Genomic DNA, 12,747 nt, shown 5'->3' with positions numbered 1-12,747 from the left:
GCGCCCGCACCGGAAGCGGTTACGGCAGGACCTTCGCGGAGAGGATAACCACCGGCTTGGACGGCACATTCTGGAACGGGCCGACGTCGTGGGTGGCGACCTGGGAGATCTTATCGGCAACGTCCATGCCTTTCACCACTTTCCCGAATACCGCGTAGCCGAAGTCGCGCTGGCCGTGGTCGAGGAAGGCGTTATCCGCCACGTTGATAAAGAACTGGCTGGTGGCGCTGTCTTTATCCGCCGTGCGCGCCATCGAGATGGTGCCGCGGGTGTTGCGCAGGCCGTTGTCGGCTTCGTTTTTAATCGGCGGATTCGGCTTCTTCTGCTGCATCTGCTCGGTAAAGCCGCCGCCCTGGATCATAAAGCCCGGGATCACGCGGTGAAAAGTGGTGTTGTTGTAGAAGCCGCTGTTGACGTAGCTAACGAAGTTTTCCACCGATACCGGGGCCTTCTGACTGTTCAGCTCCAGCTCAATGTTCCCGGCAGAGGTGGTAAGCAGCACGTGGGGATCGGCTTTGGCCGCCAGCGCTGCGGGTGAGAGTGCCGTGACGGCCAGGAGAGCCGCAACGGCAGCCAGAGTGGATTTGAGCATGTGAATTCCTTAACAGTGCGGAAGAGTTCGCGAATCGCCTGATTCTAAAAGGCGATTGTTTTTCAAACCAGCCTTTTACTAAAGTTTACTTACCAGAAACAGTTGTTACTTTTACAGATGACCGGCTGTTGCCATACGATTGTGATATGAATCACACTAAAAGATAATGAATTTCACAATTTTCACAATAAAGGATTGCCCGTATCACTTTAACGCATAAAATCTGCCCATCCGCGCAGGTCAATGCGTTTTACTCTTCTATACGCAGGTCAGTCATGACAAACAGCAATCGTATTAAGCTCACATGGATAAGCTTTTTCTCCTACGCGCTCACCGGCGCGCTGGTGATCGTTACCGGCATGGTGATGGGCAATATTGCCGATTACTTCCATATTCCGGTCTCCAGCATGAGCAACACCTTTACCTTCCTCAACGCCGGGATCCTGATCTCCATCTTCCTTAACGCCTGGCTGATGGAGATCGTGCATCTGAGAACGCAGCTGCGCTTCGGTTTTGTGCTGATGCTGCTGGCGCTGGCCGGGCTGTTCTTCGGCCACAGCCTCGCGATTTTCTCCGCCTCGATGTTCGTACTCGGGCTGGTGAGCGGCATTACCATGTCCATCGGCACTTTCCTTATTACCCACATGTATGAAGGCCGCCAGCGCGGCGCCCGCCTGCTGTTTACCGACTCCTTCTTCAGCATGGCGGGAATGGTCTTCCCGATGGTCGCGGCGTATCTGCTGGCCCGCAGCATTGAGTGGTACTGGGTTTACGCCTGTATCGGCCTGCTCTACCTGGCGATTTTCCTGCTGACGCTCGGCTGCGAGTTCCCGGTACTGGGCCAGAAAGCCGCCGACAGCGATCGGCCGCAGGTGAAAGAGAAGTGGGGCATCGGCGTGCTGTTTCTTTCCGTTGCCGCGCTGTGCTACATCCTCGGCCAGCTGGGCTTTATTTCGTGGGTGCCACAGTACGCGCAGGGGCTGGGCATGAGCCTCGGCGATGCGGGTAAGCTGGTGAGCGACTTCTGGATGTCCTATATGGTCGGCATGTGGATCTTCAGCTTTATCCTGCGCTTCTTCGATCTGCAGCGCATCCTGACCGTGCTGGCGGGGCTGGCCACCGTGCTGATGTACCTGTTTATCCACGGCGCCACGGAACATATGGCGTGGTTTATCCTGACCCTCGGCTTTTCGTCCAGCGCTATCTATACCTCGATTATTACCCTGGGTTCGCTGCAGACCCGCGTGGCGTCGCCGAAACTGGTTAACTTCGTGCTCACCTGCGGCACCATTGGCACCATGCTGACCTTCGTGGTCACCGCCCCTATCGTTGAGCACTACAGCATCAAAGCGGCGCTGATGACCGCTAACGGCCTCTACGCCGTGGTCTTCGCGATGTGCCTCGCGCTGGGCTTCGTCAGCCGCCACCGCCAGCATAACGCGGCGGCGGCTTCCCACTAGAACAACCTAGGCCCCTTTACCGCCGCTAAAGGGGCCACTCCGGCTAAAGAACACCTCTTCCCCGCCGCTGTCCGTCTGTACCCAGGTCTGGGCCAACTGGGTGGTGGCGATCACCCGGCCCTGGCGAATCGACCAGCGGACCGGCACCTGCCGGCGCACCGCCTCGAAGCCGCTCTCTGCGGGCAGAATAGCCAGGTTCGCGGTATTCCCCTCTTCAATGCCGTAATCGCTGACGCCGAAGGTGCGGGCACTATTATGGGTGATGAGCCGAAGGCCGTCGTCGATCTGCTGATAGCCCATCAGCTGGCAGACGTGCAGCCCCATGTGCAGCACCTGCAGCATGTTGCCGGTGCCCAGCGGATACCAGGGGTCGAAGACGTCATCGTGGCCGAAGCAGACGTTGATCCCGGCCCCCATCAGCTCCTTCACCCGGGTGATGCCGCGCCGCTTCGGATAATCATCGAAGCGCCCCTGCAGGTGAATATTGACCAGCGGATTGGCGACAAAATTGATGCCAGACAGCTTCAGCAGGCGGAACAGGCGGGACGTGTACGCCCCGTTGTAGGAGTGCATCGCGGTGGTGTGGCTGGCGGTCACCCGCGCCCCCATCTCCTCCTTCAGCGCCAGGGCGGCGACGGTTTCCACGAAGCGGGACTGCTCGTCGTCAATCTCGTCGCAGTGGATATCCAGCGGCCGGTTGTACTTCTTCGCCAGCGCAAAGGCGATGTGCAGCGACTCGACGCCGTACTCGCGGGTAAATTCGAAGTGCGGAATGGCGCCCACCACATCGGCCCCCAATTCCAGCGCCTTCTCCAGCAGCGCGGCGCCGTTGGGATAGGAGAGGATGCCCTCCTGCGGGAAGGCGACGATTTGCAGGTCAACCCACGGCGCCACCTCGGCCTTTACTTCCAGCATCGCCTTCAGGGCCGTCAGCGTCGGATCGGATACGTCGACGTGGGTACGTACGAACTGAATACCGTTGGCTATCTGCCACTTGAGGGTTTGCCACGCCCGCGCCTTAACGTCCTCATGGGTCAGCAGCGCCTTGCGCTCGGCCCAGCGCTCGATGCCTTCAAACAGAGTGCCGGACTGGTTCCAGTGCGGCTCGCCGGCGGTCTGGGTGGTATCCAGATGAATGTGCGGTTCAATAAACGGCGGCACGGCCAGCCCGCCCCGGGCATTGAGCACTTCCAGGCTCTCGCTGCGGGCTTCGCCCATCGGCGTGATGCTGCGAAAGCGTCCCTCGTCGATGCCGAGCTGCCATAATCCTTCCCGTCCCGGCAGGCGGACATTTTCAATCAGCCAAAGCGGTGTCGAACTCATCATCTCTCTCCAGTGTGCTTGCCGTTGGTGCTGATGCATTTTTAGCCCAATCCGGGCAAAAACAGTACATAAATGCATCAACGACAAAAGTCGAAATAATTCCGTAACTTATAAAAATCGAGCCAAATCAACAAAATACTCATTAAGGGGTAGGCAGGGCGCAAATTGATTCACGTCAATAATCCTCATGGCTGAATCGTTAAGGTAGGCAGTAATAGAAAAGAAATCGAGGCATAAATGAGCAAAGTCAGACTCGCTATTATCGGTAACGGCATGGTCGGCCACCGCTTTATTGAGGATCTTCTCGATAAAGCGCCCGCAGACCAGTTCGACATTACCGTTTTTTGTGAAGAGCCCCGCATCGCCTACGACCGCGTGCATCTGTCATCCTACTTCTCTCACCATACCGCAGAAGAGCTCTCGCTGGTACGGGAAGGTTTTTACGACAAGCACGGTATCAAGGTCCTGGTCGGCGAGCGCGCTATTACTATCAACCGCGAAGAGAAAGTCATCCACTCCAGCGCGGGCCGCTCGGTCTTTTACGACAAACTGATCATGGCCACCGGCTCCTATCCGTGGATCCCGCCGATAAAGGGTGCGGAAACCCAGGACTGCTTTGTTTACCGCACAATCGAAGACCTCAACGCGATTGAAGCCTGCGCCCGGCGCAGCAAGCGCGGCGCAGTGGTCGGCGGCGGCCTGCTCGGTCTTGAAGCCGCCGGCGCGCTGAAAAATCTCGGCGTTGAAACCCACGTTATCGAGTTTGCGCCGATGCTGATGGCCGAGCAGCTCGACCAGATGGGCGGCGAGCAGCTGAAGCGCAAAATTGAGAGCATGGGCGTGCGGGTGCACACCAGCAAAAACACCAAAGAGATCGTTCAGGAAGGCACTGAGGCGCGTAAAACCATGCGCTTTGCCGACGGCAGCGAGCTGGAGATCGACTTTATCGTCTTCTCCACCGGTATCCGCCCGCGCGACAAGCTGGCGACCCAGTGCGGTCTCGCCACCGGCCAGCGCGGCGGCATCATGGTTAACGACCGCTGCCAGACGTCCGATCCGGATATCTACGCTATCGGCGAATGCGCCAACTGGAATAACCACGTTTACGGTCTCGTTGCGCCGGGCTATAAAATGGCGCAGGTCGCCGTTGACCACATTCTCGGCGGCGAAAACGCGTTCGAAGGGGCCGACCTCAGCGCCAAGCTGAAGCTGCTGGGCGTGGACGTCGGCGGTATCGGCGACGCCCACGGCCGCACGCCGGGCGCGCGCAGCTACGTCTACCTGGACGAGAGCAAAGAGGTCTATAAGCGCCTGATCGTCAGCGCCGACAATAAAACCCTGCTCGGCGCGGTGCTGGTCGGCGATACCGCCGACTACGGCAACCTGCTGCAGCTGGTGCTGAACGCCATCGAGCTGCCGGAAAACCCGGATGCGCTGATCCTGCCGGCGCACGCCGCGGGCGGCAAGCCGGCCATCGGCGTCGACAAGCTGCCCGACAGCGCGCAGATTTGCTCCTGCTTCGACGTGACCAAAGGCGATTTAATCAGCGCCATCGGCCGCGGCTGCCATACCGTGGCGGCCCTGAAAGCCGAAACTAAAGCCGGTACCGGCTGCGGCGGCTGCATCCCGCTGGTCACCCAGGTGCTCAACGCCGAGCTGGCGAAGCAGGGGATCGAGGTTAACAACAACCTCTGCGAACACTTCGCCTACTCCCGCCAGGAGCTGTACCACCTCATTCGCGTCGAAGGCATTAAAACCTTTGACGCGCTGCTGGAAAAGCACGGCAAGGGCTACGGCTGCGAAGTGTGTAAACCGACGGTTGGCTCGCTGCTGGCCTCCTGCTGGAACGATTATGTACTCAGCCCCGAAAACGCCCCGCTGCAGGAGACCAACGACAGCTTCCTCGCCAACCTGCAAAAAGACGGCACCTACTCGGTGATCCCGCGCTCGGCGGGTGGCGAAATCACGCCGGAGGGCCTGATGGCGGTAGGCAGCATCGCCCGCCAGTACAATCTCTACACCAAAATCACCGGCTCCCAGCGCATCGGTCTGTTCGGCGCGCAGAAGGACGACCTGCCGGCAATCTGGCAGCAGCTGATCGACGCCGGATTTGAAACCGGCCACGCCTACGCCAAGGCGCTGCGCATGGCGAAAACCTGCGTGGGCAGCACCTGGTGCCGCTACGGCGTCGGCGACAGCGTCGGCTTCGGCGTCGAGCTGGAAAACCGCTACAAGGGCATCCGCACGCCGCATAAGATGAAGTTCGGCGTCTCCGGCTGCACCCGCGAATGTGCCGAAGCGCAGGGCAAGGACGTGGGCATCATCGCCACCGAGAAGGGCTGGAACCTGTACGTCTGCGGCAACGGCGGTATGAAGCCGCGCCACGCGGATCTGCTGGCGGCGGATCTCGATCGCGACACGCTGATCAAATACCTCGACCGCTTCATGATGTTCTACATCCGCACCGCCGATAAGCTGACCCGCACCGCCTCGTGGCTGGAAAGCCTTGAGGGCGGCATCGACTACCTGAAAGCGGTAATTATCGACGATAAGCTCGGCCTCAACGCCCAGCTGGAAGAGGAGATTGCCCGCCTGCGCGCCGCCTTCGCCTGCGAGTGGACCGAGACCGTCAACAATCCGGCGGCGCAGGTACGCTTCAGACACTTTATCAACAGCGACCAGCGCGACCCGAACGTGCAGATCGTGCCTGAACGTGAACAGCATCGTCCGGCCACGCCTTACGAGCGCATTCCGGTGACTCTGGTGGAGGAAAACGTATGAGCCAGTGGGTAAATATCTGCAACATCGAAGCGATTCTTCCCGCCACCGGCGTCTGCGCCCTGCTGGGCAACCGGCAGGTGGCGATTTTCCGTCCGTACCGCGACGAGCGGGTCTTTGCCATCAGCAATGTCGATCCGTTTTTTGAATCGAGCGTGCTGTCGCGCGGCCTGATTGCCGAGCACAACGGCGAGCTGTGGGTGGCAAGCCCGCTGAAAAAGCAGCGTTTTCGCCTGAGCGACGGCCTGTGCATGGAGGACGCCAGCCGATCCATTGCACATTTTGATGTCCGCGTTAAGGACGGTCAGGTACAATTAAAGGCCTGATACCCCATCCGGCGGCGTTCTGCCGCCGGTAGTGTTTTCCCCTGCTTTAGCGAGACGCCCATGGATCACTTACCCATCTTCTGCCAGCTGCGCAACCGCGACTGCCTGCTGATCGGCGGCGGCGATGTTGCCGAACGCAAGGCCCGGCTGCTGCTCGATGCCGGCGCCCGGCTGACCGTCAACGCGCTGGCGTTCGCCCCGCAGTTTCAGGCGTGGGCCGACGCGGGCGCGCTGACGCTGGCGGAGGGCGAGTTTGACGAATCCCTGCTCGACAACAGCTGGCTGGTGATTGCCGCCACTAACGACGACGCCGTCAATAGCCGGGTCAGCGCAGCGGCAGAGAAGCGGCGCATTTTCTGCAACGTGGTGGATGCCCCGCAGCAGGCGAGCTTTATCATGCCGTCGATTATCGACCGCTCGCCGCTGATGGTCGCCGTCTCCTCCGGCGGCACCTCGCCGGTGCTGGCGCGCCTGCTGCGCGAGAAGCTGGAGGCCATTCTGCCCCTCCACCTCGGCCAGGTCGCGGCCTACGCCGGCAAACTGCGCGGTCGGGTGAAGCAGACCTTCGCCAGCATCGGCGAACGCCGCCGCTTCTGGGAGAAGTTCTTCGGTAACGACAGGCTGGCGCAGTCGCTGGCCAACCGGGACGATCGCGCCGTGGCGGACACCACCGAACGGCTGCTGGGCGAGCCGCTGGACAACCGCGGCGAAGTGGTGCTGGTCGGCGCCGGGCCGGGGGATGCCGGACTGCTCACCCTCAAAGGGCTGCAGCAGATCCAGCAGGCGGACATTGTGGTTTACGACCGGCTGGTCTCCGACGACATCATGAACCTGGTGCGCCGCGACGCGGATCGGGTGTTCGTCGGCAAGCGGGCGGGCTACCACTGCGTGCCGCAGGAGGAGATCAACCAGATCCTGCTGCGGGAAGCGCAGAAGGGCAAGCGGGTGGTACGCCTCAAGGGCGGCGATCCGTTTATCTTTGGCCGCGGCGGCGAAGAGCTGGAGACCCTGAGCGGGGCGGGCATTCCCTTCTCCGTGGTGCCGGGCATTACCGCCGCCTCCGGCTGCTCCGCCTATGCGGGCATCCCGCTCACCCACCGCGACTATGCCCAGAGCGTGCGGCTGGTGACCGGCCACCTGAAGCACGGCGGCGCGCTGGAGTGGCGCAATCTCGCCGCCGACAGCCAGACGCTGGTGTTCTATATGGGGCTGAATCAGGCGCCAACGATTGCCGAAAAGTTGATGGAGCACGGCATGGCGGCAGAGATGCCGGTAGCGCTGGTGGAGAACGGTACGGCGGTTACGCAGCGGGTGGTGACGGGAACGTTACGCGAGCTGGGCACGCTGGCGCAGCAGGTAGAGAGTCCATCGCTGATTATTGTCGGCCCGGTAGTGGCCCTGCGCGATAAGCTGAACTGGTTTTCGAACCATTAAGATAGCTATTACCAGCATCAACCGGCCCCTCTCCCCTGCGGGGAGAGGGTTTTTTATTTAAGGACGACCCACGAAGCCGATAGCGTCGTACACCGCCTTAAGGGTTTTTGACGCCTGGGCGCTGGCTTTCTCCGCGCCCTCTTTCATCACCTTCTGCAGGAATGCTTCGTCGTTGCGGAAGCGGTTGTAGCGCTCCTGCAGCTCGCTCAGCATCCCGGAGACGGCTTCCGCCACTTCGCCTTTCAGGTGGCCGTACATCTTGCCTTCGAAGTGCTGCTCCAGCTCGGCAATACTCTGGCCGGTGACGCCGGAGAGGATGTCCAGCAGGTTGGAGACGCCCGCTTTATTCTGCACGTCGTAGCGCACCACCGGCGGCTCATCGGAGTCGGTAACCGCGCGCTTGATCTTCTTGACCACCGCTTTCGGATCTTCCAGCAGGCCGATAACGTTATTGCGGTTATCGTCGGACTTGGACATTTTTTTCGTCGGCTCCAGCAGAGACATCACGCGGGCGCCGGACTTGGGAATAAACGGCTCAGGCACTTTGAAGATCTCGCCGTAGATGGCGTTAAAGCGCTGGGCGATATCGCGGCTCAGTTCCAGGTGCTGCTTCTGGTCTTCACCCACCGGCACCTGCGTGGTCTGGTACAGCAGGATGTCCGCCGCCATCAGCACCGGATAGTCAAACAGACCGGCGTTGATGTTTTCCGCGTAGCGCGAGGACTTATCCTTGAACTGGGTCATGCGGCTCAGTTCGCCGAAGTAGGTGTAGCAGTTCAGCGCCCAGCTCAGCTGCGCGTGCTCGGGCACGTGCGACTGGACGAAGATGGTGCTCTTTTCTGGATCGATGCCGCAGGCCAGGTACAGCGCGAGCGTATCCAGCGTCGCCTTACGCAGCGCGGCCGGATCCTGGCGCACGGTGATGGCGTGCTGGTCGACGATGCAGTAAATGCAGTGGTAGTCATCCTGCATACCCACCCACTGACGCAGCGCACCCATGTAGTTACCAATGGTTAATTCACCGGACGGCTGTGCACCGCTGAAGACGATGGGCTTAGTCATGTTTCACTTCCTGAGTTTCACTGTTCGGTAGCCCAAGCGCGGGCAATAAGTCGTTAAAATGGTCAAAAACGGCGTCCGGGCGGCTGTCGGCAATCGGCTCGCCGTAGTTATAGCCGTAGGTCAGGCCAACGCTGCGGCAGCCTGCCGCCTGCGCCGCCTGAATATCGTTGCGGGAGTCGCCGACGAACAGCATCTGCGCAGGCGCAATGCCGAAGCGTTCGGCCACCCGCAGCAGCGGTTCCGGATGCGGTTTTTTATTCTGCACGTCATCGCCGCCGATGACCACGGAAAAATAGCGGTCAATATCCAGCGCCCGCAGAATTGGCGCCACGAACGGCGTCGGCTTGTTGGTAACCAGCCCCAGCGGCAGGCCCTTCTCATGCAGCGCCGCCAGCGTCTGCGCCACCGCAGGAAAGAGCTGGCTGCCCTCTTCGGCAACGTCGGCATAGTAGCGGTCAAACAGTTTGCGCAGCATGCGCTGCTGCTCTTCCTGCGGAATATCCGCACTGTCGATAGCCGGCTTGCCCTGCGCGGCACGCTGGCTGGCGCGCTCCTGCAGCGACCACGCTAGCGCCCGCTGCATCAGCAGGTCGGCGCCGTTGCCAATCCAGGTGATTACTCGCTCAATGCCCGCAGCAGGCAGCTCCAGCGCATACAGTGCATTGTCGACGGCCGCCGCCAGGCCGGGCGCGCTGTCAACCAGCGTGCCGTCGAGATCGAAGGCAACGCCGCGGATGGTATTGAATTCAGTCATGACGTACCTTTGCCAGTTCGCTGCGCATTTCGTCGATCACGTTCTTGTAGTCGGGCTGGTCGAAGATAGCCGAACCGGCGACGAACATATCGGCGCCCGCCGCAGCGATCTCGCGAATGTTGCTGGCCTTCACGCCGCCGTCCACTTCCAGGCGGATATCGTAGCCGGAAGCGTCGATGCGTCGGCGCACTTCGCGCAGCTTGTCGAGCGTGTGCGGGATAAAGGACTGGCCGCCGAAACCGGGGTTGACCGACATCAGCAGGATCACGTCAAGCCTATCCATCACGTAATCGAGATAGCTCAGCGGCGTCGCCGGGTTAAGGACCAGCCCGGCCTTGCAGCCGTGCTCTTTGATCAGCTGCAGGGAGCGGTCGACGTGCTCAGAGGCTTCAGGATGAAAGGTGATGATGCTCGCGCCCGCGGCCGCGAAGTCCGGAATAAGGCGATCCACCGGCTTCACCATCAGGTGAACGTCAATCGGCGCGGTAATGCCGTAGCTGCGCAGCGCCTTGAGCACCATCGGCCCCATGGTCAGGTTCGGCACATAATGGTTGTCCATCACGTCGAAGTGGACCACGTCGCCGCCTGCGGCCAGCGCTTTCGCGGTATCTTCACCCAGGCGGGCAAAGTCGGCCGACAGAATCGAAGGGGCAATCAAATACTGTTTCATCCGCATCTCCTTGAAGGGGTTATTTGGTGGCGGGGCGATAGAGCGCCAGCAGTTCGTCCACCTTTTTGCGCGTGCCGCCGTTGCTGCTGATGCTGCGGCGGACTTTCACTTTGACCTGCTTCGCCGCATTCTTGTACCACTCTCGGGTATCCGGCGTGTCGTGATTCGAAATTAACACCGGGATCTGCCGGCTGACCAGCTTTTCCGCCAGCTCAGCCAGGTGGGCCTGCTGCTGCGGACTGAAGCTGTTGGTATGGTAGGCGGTAAAATTCGCCGTCGCCGACAGCGGCGCGTAGGGCGGATCGCAGTAGACCACCGCGTTGTGCTCCGCCAGGGACATGCACTCCTCGTAGGACATGCAGAAAAACTCGGCATTCTGCGCCTTCACGGCAAAGTGCTGCAGCTCCGCTTCCGGAAAATAGGGCTTTTTATAACGGCCAAAGGGGACGTTGAACTCGCCCTTCAGGTTGTAGCGGCAAAGTCCGTTGTAGCCGTAGCGGTTGAGGTACAGAAAGAGCGCGGCGCGACGCAGCGGCTCCCGGCACTGGTTGAATTCGGCCCGCAGCCGGTAATAGACCTCAGGATCGTTGTTTTCCGCCGAAAATAGCGCCCGCGCGGCGGCAATGTACTCATCGGTGCGGGTTTTAACGATGTTATAGAGGTCAATCAGATCGCTATTGATATCCGCCAGAATGTAGCGCGAATAGCGGGTATTGAGGAATACAGAACCGGCCCCGACAAAGGGCTCAATAAGACATTCGCCCTGCGGCAGATGCTTTTCAATATCGTTAAGCAGGGGATACTTCCCCCCTGCCCATTTCAAAAAAGCGCGATTTTTTTTCATGCTGTCTGACTGCTTACACTTTCTCTGGCTGTGGAGAAATGCTCCGACAGCATCCTGCGCTTAAAAACACGCGGCCGCCCGGAGACCGGGCGGCGGTGTTAATTACTTAAGATCGGCCTGCACCTGGCGGACCGGTTTGGCCCACGGGTTCTTCGCCTGAACGTCTGCCGGCAGCGAAGAGACGGCGCGCTTAGCATCATCCTTGGTGGCGTAAACGCCGCTGACCAGGACATACCACGGCTGACCGTTGCGGGTGGTCTGATAGACCACGTAATTTTTCACGTTCTCTTTCTTCGCCCAGTTGTTCAGGTTGTCATAGTTTGACGAACTGCTGAGCTGCAGCGTGTAGTGGCTGGACGGCGCCGACTTCAGCGCGCCAACGTTGCCGGTGGTCTTGCTGCCGCCGGATGCCGCCGGAGCTGCCGCCGCGGCCGGTGCTTGCGCCGTGCTGCTGGCTGCCGGCTTCGCGGCTTCGACCGGTTTCGCCACTTCAGCCGGTTTTGCCGTTTCGGTTTTCACCGGCGTGCGGGCAACGGCTGCGGGTTCGCTGCGCTTAGGTGCTTCGCTGCGCTTAACCGGCTCGCTGCGCTGAACGGGTTCGCTGCGCTTCGGTTCACTTTTCACCGTCGCCTGCGGCCTGCTCTGTTGGACAGGCTCGCTATGCCGACGCTCGGTGCGCGGCGCTGCGGTAGCGGCCTCAGCGGCGTGCGTCGGCTGGCGCTGGGCGCTGCTGCCGCGGATCGGCGCTACGGTAGCGGGTTCGGTCGGCAGGGTGGAGTTCGCCACCGCGCTGTCCATCTGGCCCTGCTGCTGGGTCAGGGCGTTGTTCAGATCGCCCTGCACTTCCATGCGCTGCTGGCCCTGCGGCGCAGAGGCATTTTGGCCCTCGGTCGGCGTTGAGGAGATCGGCGGCAGCGAGACGTCCTGCGGCTGGTTGCCCGCCGCCTGCTGTCCGCTGGCGTCCTGATTAGCCGGCGCGCTGCCCGGCGCCGGCTGCGCGCCGTTCGCCTGGTTAGAGGTGGCGTCGCCGCCGCCGGAGAGATCGATATTGCGCTCGCCGCCCGCCGTCTGGCCATCGCCGGATGGTGACGACGGCGATTTCAGCGCCGAGCCGATGCCAATGATCAGCAGCAGCAGCACCAGAATGCCGAGGCCCATCATCAGGTACTGACGTGAAGCAGGCTTCGCCGCCGGCGCTTTTTTGCGTTTGCGCGGCCGACGCTCGACTGGCTCATCGCCGGCCTCGAAGTACTCTTCTTCCTGCTCATCGCTGACTTTGCGGCCCCGCGACGGACGGCGCTCGTCGCCGTCAACGTCCACATCGTCAAAATTAATCTGCGGCTCGCTGTCGCGGCCGGAAGATTGACGGGAACGACCAGCACGACGATCGCTGGGATCGGGTTTCAGCTCGTCTTCTGGTTTAAATTCATCCATTTAACACCCCACTAAAAGGCTTATGCCAACCACAATTGCACATCACCTGAATCAATGTTGCCGCATAAAT

General features: G+C 60.8%; 10 protein-coding genes and 1 pseudogene. 4 read left to right on the top strand and 7 right to left on the bottom strand.

The genetic code is table 11. The annotated features are described in order from the left end of the window. Window positions 1–19: 19 nt before the first annotated feature. Complete coding sequence (ppiA, locus tag ENGE1_RS19010; protein ID WP_043081165.1) at window positions 20–592, bottom strand: peptidylprolyl isomerase A; 573 nt, start codon at window positions 590–592, stop codon at window positions 20–22. A gap of 275 nt (window positions 593–867) precedes the next feature. Here ppiA and tsgA point away from each other — a divergent pair, with 275 nt between their 5' ends. Continuing rightward, window positions 868–2,052, top strand: coding sequence for an MFS transporter TsgA (gene tsgA / locus ENGE1_RS19005; RefSeq protein WP_048254507.1), 1,185 nt, complete (start codon window positions 868–870; stop codon window positions 2,050–2,052). A 6-nt stretch (window positions 2,053–2,058) separates the two neighbouring features. Here tsgA and ENGE1_RS19000 read toward each other — a convergent pair whose 3' ends face one another. Then, on the bottom strand, window positions 2,059–3,375 hold the full coding sequence (locus ENGE1_RS19000) for a cytosine deaminase (protein WP_048254508.1): 1,317 nt from the start codon (window positions 3,373–3,375) through the stop codon (window positions 2,059–2,061). A 237-nt stretch (window positions 3,376–3,612) separates the two neighbouring features. On the opposite strand from ENGE1_RS19000, the gene nirB reads away from it, so the two are divergent. The 3 genes from nirB to cysG are packed head-to-tail and all read left to right on the top strand — an operon-like array spanning window position 3,613 to window position 7,913. Beyond that, window positions 3,613–6,156: a nitrite reductase large subunit NirB gene (gene nirB / locus ENGE1_RS18995; protein WP_043081168.1), complete on the top strand. Its 2,544-nt coding sequence runs from the start codon at window positions 3,613–3,615 to the stop codon at window positions 6,154–6,156. After that, on the top strand, window positions 6,153–6,479 hold the full coding sequence (gene nirD, locus ENGE1_RS18990; protein WP_043081169.1) for a nitrite reductase small subunit NirD: 327 nt from the start codon (window positions 6,153–6,155) through the stop codon (window positions 6,477–6,479). Before nirB ends, nirD begins: the two co-directional genes overlap by 4 nt. A gap of 60 nt (window positions 6,480–6,539) precedes the next feature. Next, window positions 6,540–7,913, top strand: a complete 1,374-nt coding sequence (cysG, locus tag ENGE1_RS18985) for a siroheme synthase CysG (RefSeq protein WP_048254509.1) — start codon at window positions 6,540–6,542, stop codon at window positions 7,911–7,913. Between the two features lie 57 nt (window positions 7,914–7,970). Here cysG and trpS read toward each other — a convergent pair whose 3' ends face one another. From trpS to damX, 5 genes and pseudogenes are all read right to left on the bottom strand, one after another. Continuing rightward, complete coding sequence (gene trpS, locus ENGE1_RS18980; protein WP_048254510.1) at window positions 7,971–8,975, bottom strand: tryptophan--tRNA ligase; 1,005 nt, start codon at window positions 8,973–8,975, stop codon at window positions 7,971–7,973. Then, a complete protein-coding gene (gene gph / locus ENGE1_RS18975) occupies window positions 8,968–9,729 on the bottom strand; it encodes a phosphoglycolate phosphatase (protein ID WP_043081172.1) in 762 nt (253 codons plus the stop codon). Before gph ends, trpS begins: the two co-directional genes overlap by 8 nt. Next, window positions 9,722–10,399 (bottom strand): ribulose-phosphate 3-epimerase, encoded by a 678-nt coding sequence (gene rpe, locus ENGE1_RS18970; protein ID WP_043081173.1) that lies wholly within the window; start codon window positions 10,397–10,399, stop codon window positions 9,722–9,724. Before rpe ends, gph begins: the two co-directional genes overlap by 8 nt. Then, window positions 10,396–11,243, bottom strand: a pseudogene (gene dam / locus ENGE1_RS18965) (adenine-specific DNA-methyltransferase). Before dam ends, rpe begins: the two are co-directional and overlap by 4 nt. 102 nt (window positions 11,244–11,345) lie before the next feature. After that, entirely contained in the window at window positions 11,346–12,677 is a 1,332-nt protein-coding gene (gene damX / locus ENGE1_RS18960; protein WP_048254511.1) for a cell division protein DamX, read from the bottom strand. Between the last annotated feature and the right edge of the window lie 70 nt (window positions 12,678–12,747).

The organism is Pluralibacter gergoviae ATCC 33028 = NBRC 105706 (assembly GCF_001598855.1).
Classification (GTDB): domain Bacteria; phylum Pseudomonadota; class Gammaproteobacteria; order Enterobacterales; family Enterobacteriaceae; genus Pluralibacter; species Pluralibacter gergoviae.
The sequence above is the reverse complement of the archived record's forward strand: the minus strand, read 5'-3'. Positions and strand labels throughout refer to the sequence as shown.